The sequence below is a fragment of the Microvirga sp. 2MCAF38 genome, from assembly GCF_052115485.1.
In the GTDB taxonomy this organism is placed as follows: domain Bacteria; phylum Pseudomonadota; class Alphaproteobacteria; order Rhizobiales; family Beijerinckiaceae; genus Microvirga.
Map to the genome: position 1 here is coordinate 48025 of NZ_JBFRGU010000009.1, position 25885 is coordinate 73909.

General features: G+C 60.7%; 27 protein-coding genes, 1 tRNA gene and 1 pseudogene. 18 read left to right on the forward strand and 11 right to left on the reverse strand.

Annotated features, from left to right (window positions below; translation table 11 throughout):
• Window positions 1–57: 57 nt before the first annotated feature.
• Window positions 58–1026 (reverse strand): TAXI family TRAP transporter solute-binding subunit, encoded by a 969-nt coding sequence (locus AB4072_RS16665; RefSeq protein ID WP_441969777.1) that lies wholly within the window; start codon window positions 1024–1026, stop codon window positions 58–60.
• A gap of 241 nt (window positions 1027–1267) precedes the next feature.
• Here AB4072_RS16665 and AB4072_RS16670 point away from each other — a divergent pair, with 241 nt between their 5' ends.
• The 9 genes from AB4072_RS16670 (at window position 1268) to AB4072_RS16710 (ending at window position 8884) form a co-directional block, all read left to right on the forward strand.
• On the forward strand, window positions 1268–2845 hold the full coding sequence (locus AB4072_RS16670) for a glucan biosynthesis protein (protein WP_441969779.1): 1578 nt from the start codon (window positions 1268–1270) through the stop codon (window positions 2843–2845).
• A gap of 86 nt (window positions 2846–2931) precedes the next feature.
• Entirely contained in the window at window positions 2932–3102 is a 171-nt protein-coding gene (locus AB4072_RS16675; RefSeq protein ID WP_441969781.1) for a hypothetical protein, read from the forward strand.
• Window positions 3103–3109: 7 nt separating this feature from the next.
• A complete protein-coding gene (gene aztA / locus AB4072_RS16680) occupies window positions 3110–3856 on the forward strand; it encodes a zinc ABC transporter ATP-binding protein AztA (RefSeq protein ID WP_441969783.1) in 747 nt (248 codons plus the stop codon).
• Window positions 3857–3895: 39 nt separating this feature from the next.
• On the forward strand, window positions 3896–4762 hold the full coding sequence (aztB, locus tag AB4072_RS16685) for a zinc ABC transporter permease AztB (RefSeq protein WP_441969785.1): 867 nt from the start codon (window positions 3896–3898) through the stop codon (window positions 4760–4762).
• Between the two features lie 27 nt (window positions 4763–4789).
• Window positions 4790–5728 carry a metal ABC transporter substrate-binding protein gene (locus AB4072_RS16690; RefSeq protein WP_441969786.1) on the forward strand — a complete coding sequence of 313 codons (939 nt, stop codon included), beginning with the start codon at window positions 4790–4792 and terminating at the stop codon, window positions 5726–5728.
• 156 nt (window positions 5729–5884) lie between these two features.
• The gene (locus AB4072_RS16695; protein WP_441969788.1) at window positions 5885–6847 is read left to right on the forward strand and encodes a CobW family GTP-binding protein; all 963 of its coding nucleotides are present in this window, start codon (window positions 5885–5887) and stop codon (window positions 6845–6847) included.
• A 174-nt stretch (window positions 6848–7021) separates the two neighbouring features.
• Window positions 7022–8029, forward strand: a complete 1008-nt coding sequence (locus AB4072_RS16700) for a WD40 repeat domain-containing protein (RefSeq protein WP_441969790.1) — start codon at window positions 7022–7024, stop codon at window positions 8027–8029.
• Between the two features lie 8 nt (window positions 8030–8037).
• Complete coding sequence (locus tag AB4072_RS16705; RefSeq protein ID WP_441969792.1) at window positions 8038–8316, forward strand: hypothetical protein; 279 nt, start codon at window positions 8038–8040, stop codon at window positions 8314–8316.
• Window positions 8317–8368: 52 nt separating this feature from the next.
• On the forward strand, window positions 8369–8884 hold the full coding sequence (locus AB4072_RS16710; RefSeq protein ID WP_441969794.1) for a DUF2937 family protein: 516 nt from the start codon (window positions 8369–8371) through the stop codon (window positions 8882–8884).
• Here the strand turns inward: AB4072_RS16710 and AB4072_RS16715 are convergent, their stop codons facing one another.
• The 4 genes from AB4072_RS16715 to AB4072_RS16730 form a co-directional block, all read right to left on the reverse strand.
• A complete protein-coding gene (locus tag AB4072_RS16715) occupies window positions 8885–9223 on the reverse strand; it encodes a hypothetical protein (RefSeq protein ID WP_441969795.1) in 339 nt (112 codons plus the stop codon).
• A gap of 177 nt (window positions 9224–9400) precedes the next feature.
• Complete coding sequence (locus tag AB4072_RS16720; protein WP_441969797.1) at window positions 9401–10831, reverse strand: homospermidine synthase; 1431 nt, start codon at window positions 10829–10831, stop codon at window positions 9401–9403.
• A 91-nt stretch (window positions 10832–10922) separates the two neighbouring features.
• Window positions 10923–11495, reverse strand: a complete 573-nt coding sequence (locus AB4072_RS16725; RefSeq protein ID WP_441969799.1) for a GNAT family N-acetyltransferase — start codon at window positions 11493–11495, stop codon at window positions 10923–10925.
• 149 nt (window positions 11496–11644) lie between these two features.
• Window positions 11645–12793 (reverse strand): type III PLP-dependent enzyme, encoded by a 1149-nt coding sequence (locus AB4072_RS16730; RefSeq protein WP_441969801.1) that lies wholly within the window; start codon window positions 12791–12793, stop codon window positions 11645–11647.
• A gap of 638 nt (window positions 12794–13431) precedes the next feature.
• On the opposite strand from AB4072_RS16730, the gene AB4072_RS16735 reads away from it, so the two are divergent.
• The 7 genes and pseudogenes from AB4072_RS16735 to AB4072_RS16765 all read left to right on the forward strand — a co-directional run bounded on the left by AB4072_RS16735 (window position 13432) and on the right by AB4072_RS16765 (window position 19803).
• Window positions 13432–14985: a glucan biosynthesis protein gene (locus AB4072_RS16735; RefSeq protein ID WP_441969803.1), complete on the forward strand. Its 1554-nt coding sequence runs from the start codon at window positions 13432–13434 to the stop codon at window positions 14983–14985.
• A 100-nt stretch (window positions 14986–15085) separates the two neighbouring features.
• Window positions 15086–16096 (forward strand): ABC transporter substrate-binding protein, encoded by a 1011-nt coding sequence (locus tag AB4072_RS16740; protein ID WP_441969805.1) that lies wholly within the window; start codon window positions 15086–15088, stop codon window positions 16094–16096.
• Entirely contained in the window at window positions 16093–16899 is an 807-nt protein-coding gene (locus AB4072_RS16745; RefSeq protein ID WP_441969806.1) for an ABC transporter ATP-binding protein, read from the forward strand. The genes AB4072_RS16740 and AB4072_RS16745 overlap by 4 nt, the downstream gene beginning before the upstream one ends.
• Complete coding sequence (locus tag AB4072_RS16750; RefSeq protein WP_441969808.1) at window positions 16896–17732, forward strand: ABC transporter permease; 837 nt, start codon at window positions 16896–16898, stop codon at window positions 17730–17732. The genes AB4072_RS16745 and AB4072_RS16750 overlap by 4 nt, the downstream gene beginning before the upstream one ends.
• Window positions 17733–17856: 124 nt before the next feature.
• Entirely contained in the window at window positions 17857–18372 is a 516-nt protein-coding gene (locus AB4072_RS16755; protein ID WP_441969810.1) for a MarR family winged helix-turn-helix transcriptional regulator, read from the forward strand.
• 132 nt (window positions 18373–18504) lie between these two features.
• Window positions 18505–18654: pseudogene (locus AB4072_RS16760) on the forward strand (TfoX/Sxy family DNA transformation protein); the annotation flags it as partial.
• 183 nt (window positions 18655–18837) lie between these two features.
• Window positions 18838–19803: a 2-hydroxyacid dehydrogenase gene (locus AB4072_RS16765; protein WP_441969828.1), complete on the forward strand. Its 966-nt coding sequence runs from the start codon at window positions 18838–18840 to the stop codon at window positions 19801–19803.
• Between the two features lie 78 nt (window positions 19804–19881).
• Here the strand turns inward: AB4072_RS16765 and AB4072_RS16770 are convergent, their stop codons facing one another.
• The 3 genes from AB4072_RS16770 to AB4072_RS16780 form a co-directional block, all read right to left on the reverse strand.
• Window positions 19882–20133, reverse strand: coding sequence for a GNAT family N-acetyltransferase (locus tag AB4072_RS16770; protein WP_441969830.1), 252 nt, complete (start codon window positions 20131–20133; stop codon window positions 19882–19884).
• A gap of 21 nt (window positions 20134–20154) precedes the next feature.
• Window positions 20155–20445, reverse strand: a complete 291-nt coding sequence (locus tag AB4072_RS16775; protein ID WP_441969812.1) for a hypothetical protein — start codon at window positions 20443–20445, stop codon at window positions 20155–20157.
• A 142-nt stretch (window positions 20446–20587) separates the two neighbouring features.
• Window positions 20588–22396 carry an IlvD/Edd family dehydratase gene (locus AB4072_RS16780; RefSeq protein WP_441969814.1) on the reverse strand — a complete coding sequence of 603 codons (1809 nt, stop codon included), beginning with the start codon at window positions 22394–22396 and terminating at the stop codon, window positions 20588–20590.
• Between the two features lie 237 nt (window positions 22397–22633).
• Between AB4072_RS16780 and AB4072_RS16785 the strand changes: the two genes are divergently transcribed.
• On the forward strand, window positions 22634–23230 hold the full coding sequence (locus AB4072_RS16785) for a hypothetical protein (protein WP_441969816.1): 597 nt from the start codon (window positions 22634–22636) through the stop codon (window positions 23228–23230).
• Window positions 23231–23299: 69 nt separating this feature from the next.
• On the opposite strand, the gene AB4072_RS16790 is transcribed toward AB4072_RS16785, so the two are convergent.
• Together AB4072_RS16790 and eda are read right to left on the reverse strand one after the other, a co-directional pair.
• Window positions 23300–24085, reverse strand: a complete 786-nt coding sequence (locus tag AB4072_RS16790) for a tellurite resistance TerB family protein (protein ID WP_441969817.1) — start codon at window positions 24083–24085, stop codon at window positions 23300–23302.
• Between the two features lie 102 nt (window positions 24086–24187).
• On the reverse strand, window positions 24188–24859 hold the full coding sequence (gene eda / locus AB4072_RS16795) for a bifunctional 4-hydroxy-2-oxoglutarate aldolase/2-dehydro-3-deoxy-phosphogluconate aldolase (RefSeq protein WP_441969818.1): 672 nt from the start codon (window positions 24857–24859) through the stop codon (window positions 24188–24190).
• A 457-nt stretch (window positions 24860–25316) separates the two neighbouring features.
• Here eda and AB4072_RS16800 point away from each other — a divergent pair, with 457 nt between their 5' ends.
• On the forward strand, window positions 25317–25562 hold the full coding sequence (locus AB4072_RS16800; RefSeq protein WP_441969820.1) for a hypothetical protein: 246 nt from the start codon (window positions 25317–25319) through the stop codon (window positions 25560–25562).
• A 217-nt stretch (window positions 25563–25779) separates the two neighbouring features.
• Here the strand turns inward: AB4072_RS16800 and AB4072_RS16805 are convergent.
• Window positions 25780–25856, reverse strand: a tRNA-Met gene (locus AB4072_RS16805).
• Window positions 25857–25885 lie beyond the last annotated feature (29 nt).

Sequence of the window (25885 nt, forward strand, 5' to 3'; positions counted from 1 at the left end):
ACAGAAAAGCCGGGGCCGATTGGGCGCCCGGCTTGCTTTGTCGATGGCGTCAGGAGATCACGAGCCGGATTTCTTCACGCCCTTTTCCTTGAAATAGCGCTCCGCACCTGGATGCATCGGGATCGGCATGCCTTCGAGCGCGCTCTCCAGCTTGATGTCCCGTGCCGCCGAATGCGCCGCGACGAGATCGGGAAGGCTTTCATAGATCGCCTTCGTCATCTGATAGACCGCCTCGTCTTTCATCCCCGAATGGGTGACGAGATAGTTGACGACGGCCGCCGTCTGCACAGGCGCTGTCTGGCCTTCATAAGTATTGGCCGGAATCGTAGCCTTCACATAAGGCGTGCCGACTTTCTCCAGGACCGCGCTCGGAATTTCGACGACCACGATCGGGGCCGATGTCGCGAGATCGCGGATGGACGAAACGCCGAGGCCCGCCGATTGCAGGGTCGCGTCGAGCTGGCGGTTCTTCATCAGCTCGACCGACTCGCCGAAGGGCAGATACTCGACCTTGCCGAGATCCTTGTAAGAAAGCCCCGCCCCTTGCAGGATCGCGCGGGCATTCAGCTCGGTGCCGGATTTCGGAGCGCCGACGGAAAGGCGCTTTCCTTTCAGATCGGCCAGCGTCTTGATGCCGGAATCCTTCGAGGCCACAATCTGGATGTAGTTGGGGTAGATCGCGGTCACACCGCGCAGCTTGTCGAGCTTGCCGCGAAAGCCCGCTTCCTCATCTCCGGCCCAGCCAAGCGCGAGGCTATCGCCAAGTGTGAAGCCGATCTCGCCTTTGCCCTGCTGGAGCAGGTTCAGGTTCTCGACCGAGGCCTTGGTGGCTTGAACCGAGGGGCGGCTGCCCGGCACTTTCTCGGTAAAGACCTTGGAGAGAGCAACGCCCAGTGGATAATAGACGCCCGACGTGCCGCCCGTGAGGATATTGATGAAGTCCTGAGCCTGAGCCGGCAGGCTCACGCCGACAAGAGCAATGGCGACTGCGCCCCCCAAAAGGCGGCGTGTAAAGGTTCGAAACATGGCGTTACTCCCTCCAACGGCGCATCGCGCCTGTGATTGATTGCAGTTTGACGGCTGACGGGGATTTCTCAAGAGGTTATGAGGATCGCAATCCTGCCACCTTGGTAGGATTAGTCCTCTTGAGTCTCACCGAGGGTCCCAAAAGACCGTTTGTCTGACTTAAGGTCTTGATAACGCGCATGATTTTTCGGAAACAGCATTCGCTTCACCGGATCGTGCTTCAGGGGCTCAAGTATAATTTATGTTCGATCGTCGTCAGTTTCTTCAGTTCGCAACGGCCACGGCCAGCCTCGCCGCCGCAGGCTTTCCGGTCCCGGCTATGGCGCAGCAGGGTCTGAAGCTCGCCGCTTCATCGGCGTTCTCCTTCGACGCCTTGAAGAAGCGCGCCCAGGAGATGGCCGGAAGCGCTTATGTCGCGCCCGTCAGCCCCTCCCCGGAGATCCTGAACCAGATCGACTACGATGCCCACGGCAAGATCAAGTTCAAGACGGACCTTGCGCTCTGGGCCAAGGGGCCGAGCGAATTCCCGGTCACCTTCTTCCATATGGGCCGCTATTTCCAGAAGCCGGTGCGCATGCACGTGGTGGAGAAGGGGCAGGCCCGCGAGATCCTCTATGAAGCCGGCTATTTCGACATGCCGACGGACTCGCCTGCCCGCAAGCTTCCTGAAAATTCCGGCTTTGCCGGTTTCCGCTTCCAGGAGCCCCGGGACGGCAAGCTCGATTGGCGCAAGAACGATTGGGTCGCCTTCCTCGGTGCATCCTATTTCCGCGCTATCGGCCAACTCTATCAATACGGCCTCTCGGCCCGCGGCCTAGCGGTCGATGTGGCGGTCTTCGGGAAGAACGAGGAATTCCCGGATTTCACGAATATCTATTTCGACACACCACAGGCGGGCTCGGACAAGGTGACTGTCTACGCGCTGCTCGACGGCCCGAGCGTCACAGGCGCCTATCGTTTCGTGATGCAGCGCGCCGCGGCGGTAATCATGGATATCGAGTGCGCGGTTTTCCTGCGCAAGGACGTCAACCGCCTCGGCATCGCGCCGCTGACCTCCATGTACTGGTTCTCGGAAACCGCCAAGCCTACCGCCATCGACTGGCGTCCGGAGATTCACGATTCCGATGGTCTTGCCATGTGGACCGGCTCCGGCGAGCGGATCTGGCGGCCTCTCAACAACCCTCCGCGCATCATCACTTCGGCTTTCGGCGACCAGAACCCGAAGGGTTTCGGCCTTCTCCAGCGCGACCGGATCTTCGATCACTATCTCGACGGCGTCTATTACGACCGCCGTCCGTCCCTCTGGATCGAACCGCAGGGCGGCTGGGGCAAGGGCTCGATCCAGCTCGTCGAAATTCCCACCGACGACGAGATCCACGACAACATCGTCGCCATGTGGGTTCCCACCGAATCGGCACGGGCCGGACAGAACTTCGAGTTCCGCTATCGCATGCACTGGTCGGCGGAGGAGCCTTATCCCACCCCGTTGGCGCGCTGCGTCGCCACCCGCTTCGGCAATGGCGGACAGGCCGGGACATCCCGCCCCAAGGGTATCCGTAAGTTCATGGTGGAGTTCCTGGGCGAGCCCCTGATGCGGCTTCCAGCAGGCGTCATCCCACGTCCGGTTCTCACCTCCTCGCGCGGCGAGTTCTCGAACATCCTCACCGAAGCCGTACCGGACGACGTGCCCGGCCACTGGCGGACTCAGTTCGACTTGACCGCGATAGGTTCGGAGCCGGTGGAATTGCGCTGCTTCCTGCGCAATGGCGAGGAAGTGTTGAGCGAGACCTGGCTCTACCAATACCATTCGACAGCCTGACGTTGAAAAGCCAACCTTAAAAATACAATCATGAGGTGCGTATAAAATACTGTACGCCCCTCCGGTTTCGTAATATTGAAGGTGCCATGTCACATGACGGGCACCACCATCACTTCCACGCTCACGCCCACCCGCCCCGCGCGGTGGCGATGGCGCCGACCTTTTCGCTGCTGCGGCTCTCAGTCGGGCAACGGCTGATCGGGGTCGCCTTGGCCTTGGGTGTTTTATGGGCGCTCGTCTTTACGGTTCTCGGTTGAGGACACCATGAGCAAGACAGCGATCCGCTTCGACGGACTGACCCTTGGCTATGACCGTCGCCCCGCCGTTCATCATTTGAGCGGTGAGATCGCCTCCGGCAGTCTCATGGCCATTGTCGGCCCGAACGGGGCCGGCAAATCGACCCTGTTGAAAGGCATTGTGGGAACACTTCGCCCCTTGGGTGGCCGCATCGACGTGTCGATGGATGCGCGCAGCCGCATCGCCTATCTGCCGCAGGCCGCCGATATCGACCGCACCTTCCCGGTTTCCGTCTACGACATCGTCGCCATGGGTCTGTGGTTCCGCACCGGCCTCTTCGGCGGGATCGGCGCGAAAAACAGGACGAAGATCGAGGAAGCTCTTTCCGCCGTCGGCCTCATCGGTTTCGAGCGCCGTCCGATCTCCACCCTCTCGGGCGGCCAGATGCAGCGTGCCCTGTTCGCGCGCCTTCTGATTCAGGACGCGCCCGTTATTCTCCTCGACGAACCTTTCACCGCCATCGACGAGAAGACGACTTCCGACCTGCTCGGCCTCGTTCGGCGCTGGCACCACGAGAAGCGCACTGTCGTCGCCGTGCTGCACGATCTCGATGTGGTTCGACGCGTCTTTCCCGAGACGCTTCTCATCGCGCGCGAACCTGTCGCCTGGGGCGAGACGAAGGGCGTGTTGAGCGCCGAGAACCTCTTGAGAGCGCGCAGCATGGTCGAGGCCTATGACCCGCACGCGGAAGCCTGCAACCGCAACGCCGCCTGATTTTTTCGCAAAGCCGCTCTGAAGGCAAAAGCCGCGATCATGTTCGATCTTTTCATCGCTCCGTTTTCCGAATTCGAGTTCATGCAACGCGCGCTCATTGGCTCCATTGCCATTGCGCTTGGCGGCGGGCCAGTCGGCGTCTTTCTGATGTTGCGGCGCATGAGCCTGACCGGCGATGCGATGGCGCATGCCATCCTGCCGGGTGCAGCTTTCGGATATCTGATCGCAGGCCTGTCGCTTCCAGCCATGACGATCGGCGGATTGATCGCGGGCGTTGTCGTCGCCATGGCGGCGGGCCTCGTCTCGCGGCTCACTTCATTGAAGGAAGATGCGTCGCTCGCAGCGTTCTATCTTCTCTCGCTTGCGCTCGGCGTGACCATCGTGTCGCTGCGCGGTTCGAACGTCGATCTGCTGCACGTGCTCTTCGGTACCGTGCTCGCGCTCGACGACAACACGCTTCTGCTGCTCGCCTCGATTTCATCGATCACGTTGGTCGCATTGGCAGTGCTCTATCGCCCGCTCGTGCTCGAATGCGTCGATCCGACTTTCCTGCGCTCGGTGAGCCGTGCCGGCACACCGACCCATCTCATTTTCCTCGGTCTCGTCGTAATGAATCTCGTCGGCGGATTTCACGCACTCGGCACGCTTCTCGCCGTCGGCATGATGATGCTACCCGCCGCCGCCGCGCGCTTCTGGAGCGAGGACATCACTCTCATGATGATCTCATCCGTCGTCGTCGGCATGGTGTCGGGGGTCGGTGGATTATTGTTGTCCTTCCACGCCGAGTTGCCCGCCGGGCCCGCCATCATTCTCGTGGCCGGCGGACTCTACGTCTTCTCCCTCGTCTTCGGGCGTGAGGGCGGTTTGTTGTGGCTGATCATGCCCGGCAAGCATCTCGAAGCCTGATTCCTCTCAAGTCAAAAAGGAACCGCGATGTCGTTCAAACGCATCATCACAGCCTCCCTTTTGGGATTCTCCATCCTCACCGGTTCCTGCCTCAATGCAACGGCCCAGAGCACCGACAAGCTCAAGGTCGTCGTGACCTTCTCGATTCTCGGCGATCTCGTGCGCAACGTGGGCGGCGAGCGCACCGAAGTGACGAACCTCGTCGGCCCCAATGGCGATGCGCACGTCTATGCCCCGACGCCCGCCGACGGACGTCGCCTGAACGAGGCAAAAGTCGTCTTCGCCAACGGCCTGAAATTCGAGGGCTGGATCAACCGCCTGATCAAATCGTCCGGCACCAAGGCCGCCGTGATCGAAGCTGCGAAAGGCGTGAAGCCCCTCGCCGGCGAAGATGAGCACGGCCACGACGCCAAGAAGGGTCATAGTCACGACCACAGCGCCTTCGATCCCCACGCTTGGCAGAACGTCGCCAATGCCGAAATCTATGTGGCGAACATCCGCGACGCCCTCGTTGCCGCCGATCCCGCAGGAAAGGCGACTTATGAGGCAAACGCTGCCGATTATCTGAAAAAGCTTCAGACTCTGGACGGCGAGATCAAGGCGCTCGTGGATAAAATCCCAACTGAGCGGCGCAGGATCATCACCTCGCACGACGCCTTCCGCTATTTCGAGGCCGCTTACCGCATCGATTTCATCGCACCGCAGGGCGTCTCGACCGATGCGGAGGCGTCCGCGAAGGACGTCGCCAAGATCATCAAGCAGATCAAGGCCGACAAGATCACCGCGATCTTCGTGGAGAACATATCAGACCCGCGCCTGATGGACCGCATCGCCAAGGAAACCGGGGCTAAGATCGGCGAGCCGGTCTTCTCCGACGCATTGTCCGACGCGAGCGGCCCGGCAGGGACTTACATTGATATGATGCGACACAATATAAGGGCCTTCAGCACGGCCCTTTCGAGCTGAGCTATACCACCCTCCCCTTGAGGGGGAGGGTCGCGAGCATCGCGAGCGGGGTGGGGTGGCAACGCGACCTCATCCAGCCGGGTGTTTCCACCCCACCCCGGCCTTTTGGCCGACCCTCCCCCTCAAGGGGAGGGTATAAGTTGCGGAATGTTTTTCATGTCCGACAAGATCCCTGTCACGGTTCTCACTGGCTATCTCGGCGCGGGCAAGACCACGCTGCTCAACCGCATTCTCACCGAGCCGCACGGCAAGCGCTATGCGGTGATCGTGAATGAATTCGGCGAAATCGGCATCGACAACGAGCTCATCGTCGGCGCGGACGAGGAAGTGTTCGAGATGAACAACGGGTGCATCTGCTGCACCGTGCGCGGCGATCTGATCCGCATTCTCGACGGTCTGATGAAGCGCAAAGGCAAGTTTGACGCCATCATCGTCGAGACCACTGGCCTCGCCGATCCGGCACCGGTCGCGCAGACCTTCTTCATGGATCAGGATGTATCGGACGCGGCTCGCCTCGATGCGGTCGTGACGGTCGCCGACGCCAAGTGGCTCTCCGAGCGCTTGAAGGATGCGCCGGAAGCCAAAAGCCAGATCGCCTTCGCCGACGTCATCATTCTCAACAAGATCGATCTCGTGTCGGAGAAGGAGTTGGATGAGGTCGAGGCACACATTCGCGCCATCAATCCCTACGCCAAGCTTCATCGCACGAAAAACTGCTCTCTGCCGATCTCGGAAGTGCTGGAGCGCAACGCCTTCGATCTGGAGCGCATCATCGAACTCGAGCCCGACTTTCTCGAGGAGGGCCATCACCATCATCATGACGAGGAGATGCAATCTCTCTCCGTGAAGCTCGATGGCGAAGTCGACCCGGAAAAGTTCATGCCATGGATTTCGAATCTCACCCAGGTGGAGGGGCCGAACATCCTGCGCTGCAAGGGCATCGTCGCGTTCCCGAACGAGCCGAAGCGCTTCGTGTTCCAGGGTGTCCACATGATCCTCGACGGCGACGTTCAGGACGATTGGAAGCCCGGACAGAAGCGGGATTCGAAAGTCGTCTTCATCGGGCGGGATCTGAACGAAAAAGCCATCCGCGAAGGGTTTTTGGCCTGCGCGGCGTAATCCGCCACGTCATCCCGGGGCCGCGTAGCGGAACCCGGGATCGTTTGCCGCGTGAGGCGCTCTTCTCGTCACCCGATCCCGGATCGCCCTTGGCGTCCGGGATGCCGAGAAGGAAGCCTTGTTCCTCTCCTTAGAACCTGTGCTATTGGCTCCCCATTCAAAGGGATCGCCTGAATGACCGCTGGAACTGCTCCGTCGCTCACCGAGAACGTCACTATCATCAATGCGGGCGCGCATGTCACCGGCCTCGGCTGGCTGAAAGGCACGGCTGCTTTCGCCTTGGCAGATGGCGGCGTGCTGTTGGCGAAGGATGGCGAGACGCACCGGATCGAAGCCCACCACGACAGCGGCATTCTCGTCGCTGTCACGGATGGCGAGCGCCTTCTCACGGGCGGCGATGATGGCCGTGTCGCCGTCACCGGCCCGGACGGTTCGTCCAAGACCTTGGCGGAGACCAAAGGCGCCTGGATCGATTCGCTTTGCGTGCATCCGGGCGGCGCTTTCGCCTATGCCGCCGGCAAGCGCGTCATCGCCCGCGACGACAAGGGCAAGGAGAAGCTTCTCGAAGTCCCCTCGACCGCGCGCGGCATCGCTTTCGCGCCGAAGGGCTACCGGCTCGCGATCTCGCACTACAACGGCGCGACCTTGTGGTTCCCCAACATCGAGGCGAAGCCGGAATCCCTTGAATGGAAGGGCTCCCATCTCGACATCACCTGGTCGCCGGACGCGCGCTTCATCGTCACCTCCATGCAGGAGAACGCCCTGCATGGCTGGCGTCTGGTGCCCGACAAAGGCCATATGCGGATGAGCGGCTATCCGTCGAAGACGCGCTCGCTCTCCTGGTCCGCTGACGGCAAATGGCTCGCCACCTCGGGTGCGGAAGCGGCCATCGTCTGGCCCTTCGAATCGAAGGAAGGCCCGATGGGCAAAGCGCCGCGCGAATGCGGCGTGCGCGCCGCCAAGGTCAGCCGGGTTGCGTTTCATCCCAATGTTTACGTGCTCGCCGTCGGCTATGAGGATGGCTGCATTCTCCTGATCCGCATGAACGACGCGTCCGAGTTGCTGGTTCGCCCAGCGGTCAAGGGGAGCGGCATCACGGCGCTTGTCTGGGACAAGCCCGGCAAACGCCTCGCCTTCGGCTGCGAAGACGGGCAGGCCGGCATTCTGACGCTTCCGACCTGAGGGGACGCATGGCGCGGTTCGGAGCATTCCTGAAAGGTGCACTCGGCTCATCGAAGCCGAACCGGGATGTGGCCGAGCGCGTGAAGCAATGGTCACGCGCGGCACTCGGCGGCTCCCCGGACATCGCTTTCGCCGTCAACGAAATCGCCTGCACCGATCCCGCCTGTCCCGGCGTGGAGACCATCATCCTCGTGATGGAACCCGGCGTGAAGACGCGCGCCTGCAAGATCGGCGAGATGCTTGAGGATGTGACAGAAGAGGATGTGCTGAAAGCTCTTCAGTCCTAAAGCGAAATCCGTCAGAGTATCCGCCCCGGATCGTGCGCAAAGGGAGCCCGGCTTGTCTCGAACCTTACGCATCATCGCTTTCGGATGTGGGCTCATCGGCGCGGGCATCGCCTCGCAAGGCCCCGAATTCAGCCAACAATACCGCCAGCGCCTCGGTGGCGCCGTCGACGAGTTGAACCGCATTATCGACCACTTCGATCAGAATGCAGCCTCGCATGGGGAAGCGCGGGACCAGTCCATCGCGCGGTTGCGCAACAACCCGGACAAGCTCGTCAGCGAGCAGGGCGAAGCCATGCAAGCCAATGTGGAAAGATTGGGGAATCTCGATGCGCAACGCCGGGCCATGGCGCAGGCGGGATCGTTCTCCCGCATCTTCGTCATGGTTCGTGAAGGCGACGTGGATGTGATGCGCGCGGCCTATGCCGATTTCGAACCGGCCGTCCCGATCACGCAAGAGGGCGTCGTGTCGGCGGCCTCCGGCTTCATCATCGTCTGGGGTGGCGTTTTGGTGCTGGCCGGTTTCGTGCGCGGCCTCTTCAGGTCTCAATCACGCACGGCGGCAGCATAGTCAGGCTTCGCTCGCAGGCTTTCCCGCAAGCACGACGTAAAATCCCAATCCGTCCTGCATCGGCAACGTTTGCAGTCGCTCGATCCAGCCACGTTTCTTGGCTTCTAGGAGCGCCTTTCCGACCGGCTGAAAGAGCGTCTCGCCACCGCCTTCGGCTGGCGGCTGGATGAGGATCGCAACCGATTTCGACTGCGCGAAGCGGCTGCGCTCCAGCATATCCTGCAAGGAGGCCGCCGCCTGCTCGCGGGAGGCGTTGCGCAGATCAAGCACCGATTCAGCATCCACAAGCCCAAGCGAACCGTGCAGCTTTTGTGCGTAGAATTCCTCGAAATGCGGCATTGCGCGCTCTCTCTTTCCGTCATGCCCGTGCTCGTCCCGGGCATCCACGCCTTTTTAGCCGCAAAGGCTGGAAGACGTGGATGGCCGGAAGTCGGCTGTTGCCGACCTCCGCGTTGAAAAACCGAAGTCGGAAACATCCGACTCCGGCTCAAGGCCGGCCATGACGAGGACCGTGTCTTATCGCACCAACACGTTTCGGAACTGCCACGGATCGGACATGTCGAGATCCTCCGCGAAGTACCCGGGGCGACCGTCAAGCGGCGTCCAATCCGTATAGACGCCGACGACGGGGCCGAGATACGGCTTTTGCACGTCGAGGCAGCGACGGAAATCGATTTCGTCCGCTTCCATGATGCCTGCATTCGGGTTTTCGAGTGCCCAAACCATGCCCGCGATCACGGCGGATGTGACCTGAAGGCCGGTGGCGTTCTGGTATGGCGCGAGCCGACGCGTTTCCGCGATGGAAAGTTGCGACCCGTACCAATAGGCATTCTTGTCGTGCCCGTAGAGCAGCACGCCGAGTTCGTCGATGCCGTCCACGATCTCGTTCTCGTCGAGGATGTGGAACTTATCCTGAGGCTTGGCCCCCTGGCCGAACATTTCGTGCAGCGAGAGAACCGCATCGTTGCTGGGGTGATAGGCGTAATGGCAGGTCGGCCGATACGCGACCTTGTCTCCCTCGCGCACTGAGAAGTAGTCGGAAATCGAGATCGCCTCGTTATGCGTGACCAGGAAACCGTATTGTGCCTGTGCGGTCGGGGTCCATGTACGTACGCGGGTATTGGCGCCCGGCTGCAGCAGATAGATCGCCGATTGGCAGCCCTTCGCATGCGTGCGGCCGTTCTCGGGCATCCACTTCTCGTGCGTGCCCCAGCCGAGTTCCGCCGGCTGCACGCCTTCCGACACGAAGCCCTCGACCGACCACGTGTTGACGAAGACATTCGGCGGCTTGGGTGCGCGCGCACGCTGCGTATCGCGCTCGGCGATGTGAATGCCCTTCACGCCGACACGTTGCATGAGCAGCGCCCAATCTTGGCGGGTCTCAAGGTTGTCATGCGCGATACCGGCGTCCTTGGCGACGTTGAGCAGCGCCTGCTTCACCAGCCACGACACCATGCCGGGATTGGCGCCGCAGCAGGATATCGCTGTCGTTCCGCCGGGATTGCGGCGGCGCGCGTCGAGAATGATCTCGCGCAGAGCGTAATTCGTGCGCTCTTCCGGGCCGACGCTCTTGTCGTAGTAGAAGCCGGCCCATGGTTCAGCGACCGTGTCGATATAGAGCGCGCCGAGTTCGCGGCAGAGCTCCAGGATATCGCGGGAGGAGGTATCGACCGAGAGATTGACGCAGAAGCCCTGGCCGCCGCCCTTGGTGAGAAGGGGCGTCAGGATTTCGCGATAGTTCTCGCGCGTCAGCGCCTTCTTGATCAGAGGAATGCCGCGCTCGTCGAGGAGAGCCCTGTCCTTGTCCTCAGGATCGACCACCACGAAACGGTCCCTGTCGAACTCGAAATGGCGTTCGATCAAAGGCAGCGCGCCTTTGCCGATCGAGCCGAAGCCGATCATCACGATCGGGCCAGTGATGCGTCCATGAACAGGCCAAACGGACATCAAGGTCCTCCTTATCGAAACAGCAAGTCAGAAAAGCAAAACGCGCGCCGTACCAATAGTTGTGGTGCGGCACGCGTCAATCGGTAGTCGGTTAAAGGGAACGACGAAAGCTCCCGAAAATGTCGTTGGCGGCGGCAGCCACGAGGGCGGCAAGATCCGGCTTGTCGCAGAGCGAGCCCGTCGCGGAGACGAGACCGCGCGCGCCATCAAGGGCGTCCGGCTGCAATTCCAGACCCAGAAAGCGTTCGCGTTCATAGGGACCGGGGAGCCAGAGATCCTGGGTCTTGGTCGCGGAAAAGCCGAAGCGCTCGTAATAGGGCGCATCGCCCACGAGCAGTACGGCCCGGTGACCGAGCGCGCCCGCGCGGGAAAGCGCTTCGCGCATCAGCTTCGCACCAAGCCCGAGGCCCTGACGCGCAGGATCGATGGCGATCGGCCCGAGCATCAGCACCGGCCGATCCGGCCCGGCGGTCACGTGCCAAAGACGAACCGTGCCGACAAGAGCACCATCCTGCTCGATGGCAAGCGCCAACCCTTCGGCGGGGCGGCGGCCTTCGCGCAGCCGTTCGCAGGTCTTCTGGAACCGCGCGGGTCCGAAGCAAGCGTCGAGCAGCGCCTCGCGCGCTTCGACATCGCGAAAGTTTTCTTCGCGCATTGTGATCATGGCCGTGGCCTCCCGCATGCTGGGGTGAGCGACAGCCCTCGCACCCGCTCATCGGAGCAGGCCGTCCGGACCAGTGGTTTGAGAGAAGCCTCCTCGCGAAGGCGCTGGGTCCGCCTCATCGACAAACGACGAGGCGGACAGGACGTGAGTTAAATCACGTAGGACTTGAGCGGCGGGAAGCCGTTGAACGCGACCGCCGAATAGGTCGTCGTGTAGGCGCCGGTGCCCTCGATCAGCACCTTGTCGCCGATCTCGAGCGAGATGGGGAGCGGATAAGGCTCCTTCTCGTAGAGAACGTCAGCGGAGTCGCAGGTCGGACCGGCAAGCACGCACGGCACCTTGCGGTCGTGGTCGCGCTCGCTGCGGATCGGATAGCGGATCGACTCGTCCATCGTTTCGGCGAGACCGCCGAACTTGCCGATGTCGAGATAAACCCAGCGCACTTCTTCCTCGTCGTTGCTCTTCTTGGAGATGAGAACGACTTCGGTCTCGATGATACCCGCATTGCCGACCATGCCGCGACCCGGCTCGATGATCGTCTCGGGGATGCGGTTGCCGAAATGCTTCGAGAGCGCGCGGAAAATCGACTCGCCGTAGGTTTCCACCTGCGGGATCGACTTCAGATACTTCGTCGGGAAGCCGCCGCCGAGATTGACCATCGACAGGTGGATGCCGCGACCCGCGCATTCACGGAAAATCGTGGAGGCGGAGCTGAGCGCCTGATCCCAGGCCTCGGTGTTGCGCTGCTGCGAACCGACGTGGAACGAAACGCCATAGGCCTCCAAGCCATTGCGGCAGGCATGTTCCAGCACGTCGACGGCCATCTCAGGCACGCAACCGAACTTGCGCGAAAGCGGCCATTCGGCTCCGGCGCCGTCGCAGAGAATGCGGCAGAACACCTTTACGTCGCTGGCGCCGACCACTTTCGTCGCGCGGGCGATCTTCTCGACCTCGACCTCGCAATCGACCGCGAAGAGGCGCACGCCAAGCTCGAGCGCGCGGACGATGTCGCGCTCCTTCTTGATCGTGTTGCCGAACGAGATGCGTTCCGGCGTAGCGCCGGCATCGAGGGCGAGCTGGATCTCGACCACGGACGCCGTGTCGAAGCACGAGCCGAGATCGGCGAGCACCTTCAGCACTTCCGGCGCGGGATTCGCCTTCACGGCGTAGAACACGCGCGTGTCGGGAAGCGCCCGGGCGAATTTGGAATAGTTGTCGCGCACCACATCGAGATCGACGACGACGCACGGGCCGTCCTCTCGTCGGTTGCGCAGGAATTCACGGATGCGCTGAGTCATGGCGCTCTCCCCACCAAAGGTTCAATGGGGCTCTTCAGGCCCCGGATTGAAGTTCAGGTATCGCTAGAATCGTCGAGACGAATCCTGCGCACCCGGCGTCAGCGAGGGAAGATGCATCGCGCGCTCGTGCGTTGGAGACACGAGGAGCGCCGATGGGCTCTTCACCCGACGATGCTGCCTTGGATTGGAAAGGGGAGGTCCCTGTCCGCACGCCTGGCAATGATAAACAAGCCTCTTCGGTGTTGACCTTTGGAGGGCCAACGAGACCAAAAAAGCCCGTTCGTCGTTGCTTTAAGCCGCGTCCCCCGTTGAGAACGGGGTGCGCCGGTTTTCGCCTCCGGCTGCCGGTTAGGGGTATCGAGAACGAGGATGTTCTCGGGCGGCTGTCCGGCCTCTTGTCCGGATGCCCACCAACCGGCACGCGACCACAGGCACGTGCGAAATTGGGCAAGCCGTGACATAGGGTCATTCGCTCTGGATAACAAGACCTTTTTTGAGGGTTTTTGACATAGAGCCTCCCGGCTCCCTTGTTCAGCTTGTATTAACGAGAATGGGTAGACGGAAGAGAACAAGACTTGCATCTTCCAGCCCTCCTATCGGCTCCTATAAAGCCCAAGAAGAACAGCACCCGCTCAATCATGATGACCCTGTCCCGCCGAATCGTTCTGCAGAGCCTGCTGGCGACCGTAGCGCTGCCCGCCTTCGCTCAGCAGACCGCCGCGCCCGCGCCGACCCCGTTCCGCTTCGAGGATGTGGTGCGCCGGGCCAAAGAGGTGTCGGCAGCGCCATACGAGGCTCCACCGCAGCAGCTGCCCGCACCCCTGAACCAACTCAGCTTCGACGATTACCGGGACATCCGCTTCCGACCGGAGAAGGCGCTTCTGGCGGGCGGCGGCGGACCGTTCCGAATGCAACTCTTCCATCCGGGCTTTCTCTACCAGCGGCCCGTGACGGTGAACGTGATCCGCGACGGGGTTCCGACGCCGGTTCCCTACCAGCGCGAATTGTTCGATTACGGCCGCAACAAGATCGAGAAGCCGCTGCCGGTCAATCTGGGTTTCGCCGGCTTCAGGCTGCACTACCCGCTCAACACACCGAAGGTCTTCGACGAGTTGATCGCCTTCCTCGGCGCGAGCTATTTCCGCTTCCTCGGGCGCGATCAGAAATACGGCCTGTCCGCGCGCGGGCTTGCCATCAACGTGACGGGTGGGGAAGCGGAAGAGTTTCCGTATTTCCGTGAATTCTGGATCGAGATGCCGACCCCGCAGAGCGACCGGGCGACGGTCTATGCGCTGCTCGACAGCCCCTCGGTCGCAGGAGCCTACCGTTTCGACGTCTATCCCTCGAAGGAGACAACCATCGACGTGACGGCGACCCTGTTCCCGCGCCAGACGATTCCGAATGTCGGCATCGCCCCGCTCACCTCCATGTTCTTCGAGGGTGAGAACGAGCGCCACAAACAGGACGATTTCCGCCCCGAGCTTCACGATTCGGACGGCCTCTTGATGCAGTCCGGCTCCGGTGAATGGATCTGGCGTCCGCTTCAGAACCCCGACCGCAAGACGGTCTCATCCTTCAGCGACAACAATCCGCGCGGCTTCGGCCTTATGCAGCGCGATCGCGTGTTCGAGGATTACCAGGACCTCGAAGCCTTCTATCATAAGCGCCCGGGATATTGGGTCGAACCCGTCGGCCAATGGGGCGAAGGCCGGGTCGAGCTTGTCGAGATCCCGACCACCGACGAGACGCATGACAACATCGTCGCCTATTGGCAGCCGAGCCGACCTTTCGAGCGCGGTCAGGACATCACGCTCAACTACCGCCTCCGCGCCATTTCGAACACGGACACGATGCATCCGGGCGGCAAGGCGGTCAACACCTTCCAGACCCCTCCGCGCGCCAGCGGCTCGAACGGACCGAGCGACCGGACTCATCGCCGCTTCCTCATCGATTTCGCGGGCGGCGATCTGGAATACTACCTCGCCGATCCGTCACTGGTGCAACTCGTACCCTCGGTCTCGAACGGCAAAATCACCCATACCTTCATCGTCCCGAACGATCACACGAAGGGTTTTCGCGCCGCCATCGACGTGAAGCTGGAGCCGGGTCAATCGACAGACCTTCGCGCCTTCCTACGCGCCGGCAATCGAACGCTCACCGAAACCTGGACCTATCCCTGGTCGTTGGAATGAGTTCTGCATAAGCGCAAGCTGCCGACCGCCACCGCTTGCTAATGCGAGCCCGAGACAGCAAAAGCGGCTGGATCAGGACAATAGCCCTATGGAGGACTCCATGAAGCTTCGAATCGGATTTGCCGCGATGGCAGCCGTTTTTGCGGGCAGCCTCAATGGGGCCTTTGCGCAGCAACCCCTGACCGAAGTTTCGTACGGCACCAACTGGCTCGCTCAAGGGGAGCATGGCGGCTATTATCAGGCCGTGGCTGATGGGACGTACGAGAAGTACGGCCTCAAGGTCACCATCGTCCCAGGCGGCCCGCGCGCCAACAACCGCATGCTTCTGGCCGCCGGCAAGCTCGATTTCTACATGGGCGGCAGCCTGATCCAGGCCTTCTCGGCCGTCGAGAAAGACATCCCGACCATCGTCGTCGCGGCTCATTTCCAGAAGGAGCCGCAGATCCTCATGAGCCATCCCGGCCAGGGACTCGATACCTTCCTCGACTTGAAGAAATCGAACGACATTCTCCTGTCGAAAGATGGCGTCGCGACGTTCTTCCAGTGGATGCGCGCCGAATACGGCTTCAAGGAAGAGCAGATCAAGCCCTTCGGCTTCAACCCCGCTCCGTTCATCACCAATCCGAAGGCCGTGCAGCAGGGCTATGCGACGTCCGAGCCTCTCACCATCGAGAAGGCCGCAGGCTTCAAGCCCAACGTCTTCCTGCTCGCTGATTACGGCTTCAGCACCTATTCGACCACCATCGAAACGCGTCGCGAGGTGATCGAAAAAAATCCCGACCTCGTGCAACGCTTCGTCGATGCCTCGACCATCGGCTGGTACAATTATCTCTACGGCGACAATGCGAAGGCGGTCGCGCTCATCAAGCGCGAAAATCCGGAAATGACGGATGAGCTTTTGGCGTATTCACGCGAGAAGATGAAAGAATACGGCATCGTCGATTCAGGAGATGCCGCGAAACTCGGCATCGGCGCGATGACCGATGCGCGAATGAAGGATTTCTTCGACAAGATGGTCAAGGCGGGCTTGTTCAAATCCGATCTCGACTACAAGCGCGCCTATACGCTTCAGTTCGTGAACAAGGGCGTCGGACTCGATCTGAAAAAATGAGCATGGCCGGATCGTCCCTGTCGCAGGCGTCTCATCCCCTCGTCTCTCTCAGAGACGTGGAGAAAACTTTCGCCAACGGGGTGACGGCGCTCTCCGGTTTCGATCTCGATATCCTCCAGGGTGAACTCATCTCCCTGCTGGGCCCTTCCGGCTGCGGCAAATCGACGATCCTGCGATTGATCGCGGGATTGTCGGAGCCGACATCGGGAAGCGTCGTGTGGGCGGACGATACGCAGAGCGATCATCGCAGCGAAATCGGCTACGTGTTTCAGGATCCGACATTGATGCCGTGGGCCAATGTCGCGGACAATGTGTGGTTTCCGCTGCGCCTGCGCGGCATATCCAGACGCGAGGCGACGCGACGCATCGACGATATCCTGTCGATGGTCGGATTGACCGGTTTCGCAAAAGCCTATCCGCGCGAACTTTCCGGCGGCATGCGTATGCGTGTTTCCATTGCACGCGCTTTGAGCCTGCGCCCCAAACTCCTTCTGATGGATGAGCCTTTCGCCGCCCTCGATGAAATCACGCGCTTCAAACTCAATGACGATCTGCTGCGGTTGAAGCATGAGCTCGATTGCACGATCGTGTTCGTGACGCATTCCGTCTACGAGAGCGTCTATCTCTCAGACCGGATCGCGGTGATGACGCCGCGCCCTGGACATGCGGTCGCGACCCTTGCCATCGATGCGCCGCGCGAACGCGGGACGAACTATCGGTCCAGTGCTGCTTACGCGAAACGGTGCGGACAGGTTTCGGATGTCCTGGCGCGGGCGACGACGATGACGAGGGCATCCGCATGAGCGAGACGTCCGCACTTCGTCTCAGGCATTCATCGAGTCGCTTCTGGCTCCCCGTCGCCGTTTTCATCGCCGCCATAGCCGCGTGGGAAGCCTATGTGCGCATGGCCGGCGTCCCGGCCTACATCCTGCCGGCTCCGAGCCTCATTGCTACGACTCTCGTCACCGATTGGCCGATATTGTCCGCGGCACTTCTCGTGACGCTCAAAACCACATTCGCCGGATTGGTTCTGGCCGTCATCGGCGGCGTGGCGCTGGCACTTCTGCTCAGCCTTTCGCGAGTGGTCGAGTATTCGATCTATCCCTTTGCGGTGGCGTTGCAGGTGACCCCTGTCGTTGCGATCTCGCCGCTTCTTCTGATTTACATGCCGCAGGAGGTCGCGGTTCTGGCGGTCGCGTGGATGGTGGCGTTCTTCCCGATCCTTTCCAATACGATGCTGGGGCTCCAATCGGTCGACCGAAACCTGCTTGATCTGTTTGCACTCTATAGCGGCAGCTCCGTCACTCTCCGCCAGCGTGCGGCCTCGCGCCTGAGAGCCCTCTGGTATTTGCGCTTTCCCGCGGCCCTTCCCTCGTTTCTCGCGGGTGTGAAGATCGCGGGCGGGCTTTCGCTTATTGGTGCAGTGGTGGCGGAAATGGCCGCGGGCTCGGCCGGGGCCAGCTCGGGCCTCGCCTATCGGATCATCGAGAGCCAGTATCGCCTCAACATTCCCCGCTTATTCGCGGCCCTCGTGTTGCTGGCCCTGACCGGCATCGCAATCTTTCTCGTAACCTCGACCCTTTCCCGCTGGGCCCTGCGACATTGGCACGAAAGCGTCCTGGAGCCGGAGGCTTGAGCTTAAAGTTCAGTCGGCACCCTATCGTCTAAGTTGTAGAATGCGTTCAGATTGTCATCGAACCGTCATGACCCATGTTCCATGGTTGGCAAACAGATGGCGTTCTCCTCTGACAGGTGCATGGATGAAACATCCTGGTGTGAAAAGCGTCGGCTGGGCTCTCGTCCAGACCTCCCGGCTTCATCGAAGCCGCATGGGCGACAAGCTGGCCAAGCTCGACCTCTTTGCCGGTCAGGAGCAGGTTCTGCAGGCCCTCGCCAGCGAGGGGCGCATGACCATGGGTGAACTTGCCACGATCCTGCGGGTCCGACCGCCAACCGCTTCCAAGACCGTCTCCCGGCTTGCCGCCATGAAGCTGGTCGAACGCCACACCGAACCGGGCGATGCCCGGGTCGTGCGCGTCAAGCTGACCAAGGAAGGCAAGAAGAAAGCCGCCTCCATCGACGAGCTGTGGAACGAAGTCGAGGAGGAACTCCTCGACGGTTTCGACCCCAAGGATCGCAAGCGTCTGCGCAAGCTGCTGCGCAAGGGCGCCAAAAATCTGGCGAAACTCACCGGCGCGGATCTCGAAGGTTTCGACAGTCCCGAAGACGAACTCGAGGACGCGGAACCCGACACCGATTCGGACATCGCGGCGTAAGCCTCACTGACGATCCAAGTTCTTCTACGATCCAAGTTCTTCGAGCCCCGTGCCTGAATAAGGCGCGGGCGCTTATCATTGTCATCGTGCCCCGCTCTACTCTATCCTGAGGCTATGCGGAAAATGGCAGCGATGGACGACGCCTCTCTCAGCGAACTTTCGGGAATAGGCCCCGTCAGCCAAGGCTGGCTGGAAGAGGCTGGCATTCGCACAGTCGGGGAACTCCGGCGAATGGGCGCCCTTGAGGCCTATCGCCGAATCAAGTCATGTTGCCCAAGCGTGTCAGCCTCAATGCCCTCTATGGTTGGAGGCTGCCTTGCGCGGTTGCCGTTGGCTCGATTTGCCGGGCGACGTGAAGGAGGCTCTTCGCCGCGAGGCCGCGTTCATCGACGAAAGCCTCCGCAACGGCGAATCCCCGAGATGCGTGCGCCGCTGAATATCGACACGACAAAGCAGGAAAGATCGATGGCCAAGACCGATGTGCTGATGACTGCGCCGATGTTGCCGCTGGTGATGGAAAAGCTCGACGCGGCCTTCACGCTTCATCGACTCTGGGAGGCGAATGATCGCAATGCCTATCTCAAGGACATCGGATCTAAGGTCCGTGGCGTCGCCACAAGCACGGTTCACGGCAAATTCGACGCCGCCCTGTTCGAGCTGTTGCCCAAGCTCGAAATCATTTCAAGCTTCGGTGTCGGCTACGACAATGTCGACGTGCATGAAGCCGTTCGGCGAGGGATTCTCGTCACCAACACGCCCGATGTACTGAACGACGAAGTGGCCGATCTCACCATCGGTCTCCTGATCGCGACGTTGAGACAAATCCCGCAAGCCGACTGTTATCTGCGCGCCGGAAAATGGCTGGAGCGCCCTTTCCCACTCTCGCCGACTTTACGCGGGCGCAAGATCGGTATCGTCGGGCTCGGCCGCATCGGAAAGGCGATTGCCAAACGGCTCGAAGGTTTCGACATCTCAATCGCTTATAATGGCCGTCGCCGCCAGGAAGACATTTCGTATGCCTACTTCCCGACGGTCGTCGCGCTCGCTGAAGCCGTGGACGTCCTTATCGTCATCACGCCGGGCGGAGCGGAGACGAAGCACCTCATCAATGCCGAAGTGCTCAAGGCCCTCGGCCCGGAAGGCGTTCTCATCAACGTGGCGCGCGGCAGCGTCGTCGATGAAAAAGCACTGATCGAAGCGCTGAGTTCCGGCGCGATCCTCTCCGCCGGCCTCGACGTTTTCGAAGACGAACCACGCGTGCCGCAAGAACTCATCGACATGGAGCATGTGGTGCTCCTGCCGCATGTCGCTTCAGCCTCGGTGCACACCCGCAACGCCATGGGCCAACTCGTCGTCGACAATCTGACATCATGGTTTTCAGGCCACGGGCCGAAGACACCCGTGCCGGAGACGCCGTGGCTGAAGGCCTAGGCTCAGACTTATGATGTTGTGACACAGATTTTGTTTGGCTGATTGTCCGCTGTGCATCTTTGCGACGATCGTCGCAGCCTAAAGACGCTTTCTGACAATGATCGAACCATCGGAGGGATCATCCTGATGGAAGGAGAACCCCTCCGAATAGAACAGCGATAGAGGACCGAAATGGTTTTCTGCGGCTGTCTTTGCTGCCGGTCGAGGGTTGGCCTCGGCAATCGCGAGATTCATTGCCGCGAAGTCCTGAAGCACGCTTCTCAGAAGCTGCCGCGCAATGCCCTGTCCGCGAAACGCCTGCGCCACGACAAAGCACGTGATGACCCCGATATTCTCGCGATCTTCTCGGGCCTATGCATTAAAGATCGGAATGGCATCCTTTGGCCCGGCGCCACACCAACCAACCGCTTGGTCTTCAACAAAGGCGAGATGACCCCACATCTGTCCGGCTTGGATACGCTCGGCCACTGATTGCCGGTTTTCCTCCGCCGTCCAGTCCTTCCAGGGCTTTCGGCAGTGATCCGCGTAAAAACAGTTGCAATAACAACCGGACCATTCTGGATTGTCCTGGAAGGCTTGCCGATCAAAGAAGTCCAGATATGCAGCCCGCAAATCCGGCGTCAGCTTCCGCACAATGACCATGTACTCTCGCGCCTCGATCTGGCTCTGCAGCAATATATAGCGTCAATTCGCAGGTTGGCACGTTGGGGATACAGGCGACAGCGAAGGGCGCAGAGAAAAGGACAGACCGGAGCCTGCCCTTCGTTTTTAGATGCGCTGATGTTCAGTGATTGTCGCGCGGCACGCCGAAGGTCTGCGCGACCCTCTGGTATTTCACTGCGGGCTTCAGCGTCATGCCCTCAGAGAGTTGATCGACCATGGAGCGCTGGATCTCCTGCCAGGGCGTCTGGCTCGCAGGATAAGGATAGCCACCCTTCGCCTCGAAATCGGCGCGACGGCGCTTCAGCTCCTCGTCGGAAATCAGGATATCCGCGCTGCGCTTGTTGAGGTCGATGCGGATGCGATCGCCGGTCTGCAACAACGCGAGACCGCCGCCCACCGCCGCTTCCGGCGATGCATTGAGAATCGAGGGCGTGCCGGACGTGCCCGACTGGCGCCCGTCGCCAATGCACGGCAGCGAGTGTACACCGCGTTTGATCAGCGCGCCTGGCGGCTGCATGTTCACCACCTCCGCCGCGCCGGGGTAACCGATGGGGCCCGCGCCGCGCATGATCAGGATCGTATGCTCGTCGATGTTGAGTGACGGATCGTCGATGCGGTGGTGATAATCCTCCGGCCCGTCGAACACGACCACGGGGCCTTCAAAGGCATTCGGGTCCTTCGGGTTGGACAGATAGCGATCCTGAAACTCCTTGCTGATCACGGAGGTTTTCATGATCGCGGAATCGAAGAGCGTGCCCTTGAGGTTCAAGAAGCCGGCCTTCTCTCTCAACGGATTGTCGTAGGCACGAATGACATCATGGTCCCAGGTGAACTGGCCCGTATTGTTTTCGCCCACCGTCTTCCCGTTGCAGGTGAGTGCCTGCTCGCGGATCTTTCCCGCCTTGATGAGTTCGGCGAGCACGGCGGGCAACCCGCCCGCGCGATAGTATTCCTCCCCGAGATATTCGCCCGCGGGCTGCATGTTCACGAGAAGCGGAATCTCGAAACCGATCTTCTCCCAATCGTCGCAATCGAGCGGCACGCCGATGTGCTTGGCGATTGCGTTGATATGGATCGGCGCATTGGTCGAGCCACCGATGGCGGCGTTGACGACGATGGCGTTCTCGAAGGCTTCGCGGGTGAGGATGTCGGAGGGTTTCAGATCCTCCCACACCATCTCGACGATGCGCCGCCCGGTCTCGTAGGCGATCTGACCGCGCTCGCGATAAGGCGCGGGAATCGCGGCCGAACTCGGCAAGGACATGCCGAGCGCTTCGGCCAGCGCATTCATCGTCGAGGCCGTGCCCATGGTGTTGCAGTGCCCGACCGAAGGTGCGGACAAGCTCACGATATCGATGAATTCCTGATAGGTGATTTCGCCGGCCGCGTGGCGCTCACGCGCTTTCCAGATGATCGTGCCGGAGCCGATACGCTCGCCGTGGTGCCAGCCGTTCAGCATGGGGCCGACATTCATCGAAATCGCCGGAATGTTTACCGTCGCCGCCGCCATGATGCAGGCAGGCGTAGTCTTGTCGCAACCGGTGAGCAGAACGACCGCATCGAGAGGATAGCCGTAGAGCACCTCGACAAGGGACAGGTAGGACAGGTTACGGTCGAGGCAGGCGGTTGGGCGCTTGCCGGTCTCTTGAATGGGATGGCACGGAAATTCGAAGGCGATTCCGCCGGCCGCCGTGATGCCGTCGCGCACGCGCTTGGCGAGTTCGATGTGGTGGCGATTGCAGGGCGAGAGATCGGAACCCGTCTGCGCGATGCCGATGATCGGCTTCTTCGACTGCAGTTCTTTCGCCGTCAGGCCGTAATTGAGATAGCGCTCGAGATAGAGCGCCGTCATGCCCGGGTTGTCGGGATTATCGAACCACAGGCGAGAACGAAGTTGATCGGGCGTGCGACGATGAGGCCGTTCAGCCATTCCTCGTTCCTCTTCGGTGTTGAATGACGCGCATATCTCGATTTGATCCTGCCCTGCGGGGAAATCAAGCCGTTGGAAGGCTGACTTAGGATTACGGGACCGACGTGACAAGGAAGACTATTTTCGCATTTGAGATCAATAGCGAAATAAAATAACTCTCGTTGATAATTGTAGTCGATTGCCGCCGCCCAGGCTTTGCGGGAGACCCGGCCTTCAACAGATCCGAGGCCCTTAGGCATGTTCAAGCGCTTTCTGCCGTTCATTGTCCTGGTCGTTGGCAATTCTGCTCTTGCCGACGACTGCCCCAACGCTGAGACCGCGAAGATCGGCTTTGCGCTCGAGCGGCAAGGAACGGTGGCGGAAGTCCGCCCAGCTTCGGATCAGTTCGTCCACGTCGTGAATTCCTATCCCGGCGGAAAGAAGCAAGACGTCATCTACTATCGCGGTCTCTTCGAGATCAGCCGATCGGATGAGACGGCACACGTCATCAACGTCCCGCTTTCGGACATACGCTCAATTTTTCCGCTCGATGCGAAGTCACGCCGCGCCATCACTTTCGCGCGCGCACAGCAGAACAAGGTGGGTACTCCAATTTCCCTTGAGCTGACAGTCGCAGGGCAAGAGAAGCTGCAGCTCGGCTCTTGCAGCTACACTGTGCTGCTGGTTCGTCATCGCTACCTTAACGGCGACGGCCGAGTCATGTCGGAGCACACTGATTTCTACTCCCCTGATCTCAGCTTCGTTCTTGCGAAACGCTACGATGAAAAGGGTGGCCGCGAGAGCATGGTGAAGTACGAGCGCATCAAGCCTCTTGGTCGCTCGTCACCGCTTTGACGAAAGTGCCTGCACAGATCGGAAGCGTCGAACGCGTTTCGGCGCTTCCGATCTTCTATCGCGAGATCCTCAAACCTTGAGCGCGCTAGCGGCGTCGTCCACCTTCTGTTTCATGCCCGGATCGAGACCGAGCGACTCGGCCAATCTGCGTAGAAACTCGCGCTCCTGCAACGTATCCGGCTCGATTGCGACCCGTGCGGCTGCATAGACCTGAGCGGCCTTCTCGGGCGAGTTCACGTTGCTCGCAAGCTCGTCCACATCTGCCGGTGAGGCGAATTCCTGATCAAGCCAGCGCGTTGCCCGCGGATCGACGCCGGCCTGGCCCAATCCTTTGACGATCCGAGCGCGCTCCTGGTCATCCACATGCCCGTCGGCCGCCGCTGCCGCTACCATGGCCCGCAAGTAAAGCATGGCATCATCTTCCGTCTGCACGGCCGGGTGAAAGCTCGAATCTTTCGGCAGATCCAGCGCGCCGCCCAAATCGCTGGGCGATGTTCCGCCGCCAACCGATTGTTGTCTTCCCTGAAAAGCCTTGTAGGCGAGAGTGCCGATCACAGCGAGACCACCGAGCTTGGCCAAGCCTCCGGGTATGGCGCTCCCCTCCTGCTTGCGTGCTCCGAAAAGAAGTCCGGCCAAACCGATGACAGCAGCCTGGGCGAGTCCGGGATTCTGCTCCAGCACATCTTTGGCCTTTTGCAGGAGACCACCCGTACCACCAGAGAGGGGACCCGACGTCTGACCGTTCTGCGGACCGGGAAGATTTCCACCGCCTTGTCTGGAAGGCTGCCCCTGCTGCGAATCGGGCCGCGCGGAAGCACCCACGAGAGCGTCGAGCAATACCTTCGGATCGAACATGAAAGCCTCCCTGGTTTTAGAAGACGCTCAAAGGAAGCACCGCGGCAGCGCCGCCTGATGCCTAACTTGACCGAAATCTCAACGGGAGACGGCGAGAATAGTTCAACCTTTTGCGATGGAACGTAGGCTCGCGGCTTCGCGGGCGAGGCGCGCTATGGTCGTGAAGTCTCCCTCATCCATGGCCCTCTTGGGTGTAATCCAGGTTCCGCCGACGCAAAGGACATTGGGCAGGGACAAAAGGCTCGGAGCATTGGCGAGATCGACACCGCCGGTTGGGCAGAATTGAAGATTCGGAAGCGGGCCGTTGATTCCCTTCAACCAAGCTGGCCCCCCGGCTGCCATGGCGGGGAAGAACTTGAGGGATTCGAAGCCCAACCCAGCCAGAGCCATGGCTTCAGACACGGTGGAACACCCTGGCATGACGGGGATTGCGGCCTCTGCAAGGGTCTCGGCCAGGGCGCGCGGTGTGCCCGGCGTCACGATGAATTTCGCGCCCGCGTCGATCACTTCATTGATTTGCGCCGCATGGAGGATCGTGCCCGCAGCGACGACGGCCTCCGGAACGGCTTTGGCAATGGCAGCAATGGCATCGAGAGCGGCGTCTGTCCGCAACGTGATCTCGATAACGGGAAGCCCGGCGCCAACCAAGGCCTGCGCAAGATCGATACTCATTCGGGCGTCTTCGATGGTCACGACCGGAATGACAGGAGCGAGCCGGGCAAAATCCCGAACCATGCTGTTCTTTTCGCGCAAGACGATACCCTCATGGGACAAAAACTTTCTCCTTCCTAACGCCGAATCAGCCATCTCAAAAGCCTTTGCGGTAAGGGGTAATGACTCAGTTTGATCCGCGCTCTTCCTTCCCCCTTGCGGGGAGGGTTAGGAGGTGGGGGTTGAAAAGTCAGAGCGTTGCCTCTGATCCGATAAGCAGGAAGGCTGCTACAGCGCCAGACTTATGAAAATTTCACCCGGTAAAGGCCCCCCTTCATCCCTCCCCGCAAGGGGGAGGGAAAGCCTGTGCCTTATCCTCATCAAACTGAGTCACGACCCGGTAAGGTGGTAAAGCCTCTTTGACGGACGGTCGTCGTGTCTCAGCTGGCTGGACCCCATAATCCGGTGAGAAGGATGATCGCCGTTTTTTAGTCTCGCCCGCTTTCCCGGGATTTTCCCGGCTTTTGGATCGGGTCCAGCGGAAATCCCGGGGGACGTCGACAAGATTGTGGATTTTTCGGTGGCTGCTGACACGGTTCATCTTGCGAAGTCGATTTTCAAGACGCTCACGAAGACGGGTGTGCTGAAGAAGGAGTGGCTGTCTATTGGCTCGAGCGCTCATGATGGGGACGATCGGATCATCTACAACAAGAAGACGGGCGCGCTTTATTACGACTCGGACGGCACGGGCGGGTCGGCGCAGGTTCAGATCGCAACGCTGAGCAAGAACCTCAAGCTGACCTTCAAGGACTTCTTTGTCGTCTAGAAGGTCTTGGGTGATGCGGTCATTGTCTCCGGCTTTCGGGCTGGGCGCCTGCATGGCGCCCGTCCGGTCGCTTGGGCATCATAGTCACTGACCGCCAGGACCTTGGCGCGGGACTTTCGTCGTCGGCGCTCGGCTTATTTGTTTTCTTGGGCTTATGGGTTTTTGGCGAGCACAAAAAAAGCGCCTCGCTTTGTTTGCGAGGCGCTTTTTTTTGATTTGGTTGCGGGGGCTGGATTTGAACCAACGACCTTCAGGTTATGAGCCTGACGAGCTACCGGGCTGCTCCACCCCGCGATGAATGCTTGGTCTTCAAACACGAACGC

Excerpts from the sequence above, each read along its gene's own strand:
- AB4072_RS16740 (WP_441969805.1), top strand. The coding sequence starts at position 15,086 with ATGAAGCTTCGAATCGGATTTGCCGCGATGGCAGCCGTTTTTGCGGGC.
- AB4072_RS16780 (WP_441969814.1), bottom strand. The coding sequence starts at position 22,396 with ATGGCTGAACGGCCTCATCGTCGCACGCCCGATCAACTTCGTTCTCGC.
- AB4072_RS16745 (WP_441969806.1), top strand. The coding sequence starts at position 16,093 with ATGAGCATGGCCGGATCGTCCCTGTCGCAGGCGTCTCATCCCCTCGTC.
- AB4072_RS16705 (WP_441969792.1), top strand. The coding sequence starts at position 8,038 with ATGGCGCGGTTCGGAGCATTCCTGAAAGGTGCACTCGGCTCATCGAAG.
- AB4072_RS16675 (WP_441969781.1), top strand. The coding sequence starts at position 2,932 with ATGTCACATGACGGGCACCACCATCACTTCCACGCTCACGCCCACCCG.
- aztB (WP_441969785.1), top strand. The coding sequence starts at position 3,896 with ATGTTCGATCTTTTCATCGCTCCGTTTTCCGAATTCGAGTTCATGCAA.
- AB4072_RS16695 (WP_441969788.1), top strand. The coding sequence starts at position 5,885 with ATGTCCGACAAGATCCCTGTCACGGTTCTCACTGGCTATCTCGGCGCG.
- AB4072_RS16665 (WP_441969777.1), bottom strand. The coding sequence starts at position 1,026 with ATGTTTCGAACCTTTACACGCCGCCTTTTGGGGGGCGCAGTCGCCATT.
- AB4072_RS16755 (WP_441969810.1), top strand. The coding sequence starts at position 17,857 with ATGAAACATCCTGGTGTGAAAAGCGTCGGCTGGGCTCTCGTCCAGACC.
- AB4072_RS16765 (WP_441969828.1), top strand. The coding sequence starts at position 18,838 with ATGGCCAAGACCGATGTGCTGATGACTGCGCCGATGTTGCCGCTGGTG.
- AB4072_RS16750 (WP_441969808.1), top strand. The coding sequence starts at position 16,896 with ATGAGCGAGACGTCCGCACTTCGTCTCAGGCATTCATCGAGTCGCTTC.
- AB4072_RS16690 (WP_441969786.1), top strand. The coding sequence starts at position 4,790 with ATGTCGTTCAAACGCATCATCACAGCCTCCCTTTTGGGATTCTCCATC.
- AB4072_RS16725 (WP_441969799.1), bottom strand. The coding sequence starts at position 11,495 with ATGATCACAATGCGCGAAGAAAACTTTCGCGATGTCGAAGCGCGCGAG.
- AB4072_RS16715 (WP_441969795.1), bottom strand. The coding sequence starts at position 9,223 with ATGCCGCATTTCGAGGAATTCTACGCACAAAAGCTGCACGGTTCGCTT.
- AB4072_RS16700 (WP_441969790.1), top strand. The coding sequence starts at position 7,022 with ATGACCGCTGGAACTGCTCCGTCGCTCACCGAGAACGTCACTATCATC.
- AB4072_RS16790 (WP_441969817.1), bottom strand. The coding sequence starts at position 24,085 with ATGTTCGATCCGAAGGTATTGCTCGACGCTCTCGTGGGTGCTTCCGCG.
- AB4072_RS16730 (WP_441969801.1), bottom strand. The coding sequence starts at position 12,793 with ATGACTCAGCGCATCCGTGAATTCCTGCGCAACCGACGAGAGGACGGC.
- AB4072_RS16670 (WP_441969779.1), top strand. The coding sequence starts at position 1,268 with ATGTTCGATCGTCGTCAGTTTCTTCAGTTCGCAACGGCCACGGCCAGC.
- aztA (WP_441969783.1), top strand. The coding sequence starts at position 3,110 with ATGAGCAAGACAGCGATCCGCTTCGACGGACTGACCCTTGGCTATGAC.
- AB4072_RS16720 (WP_441969797.1), bottom strand. The coding sequence starts at position 10,831 with ATGTCCGTTTGGCCTGTTCATGGACGCATCACTGGCCCGATCGTGATG.
- AB4072_RS16735 (WP_441969803.1), top strand. The coding sequence starts at position 13,432 with ATGATGACCCTGTCCCGCCGAATCGTTCTGCAGAGCCTGCTGGCGACC.
- AB4072_RS16785 (WP_441969816.1), top strand. The coding sequence starts at position 22,634 with ATGTTCAAGCGCTTTCTGCCGTTCATTGTCCTGGTCGTTGGCAATTCT.
- AB4072_RS16775 (WP_441969812.1), bottom strand. The coding sequence starts at position 20,445 with ATGGTCATTGTGCGGAAGCTGACGCCGGATTTGCGGGCTGCATATCTG.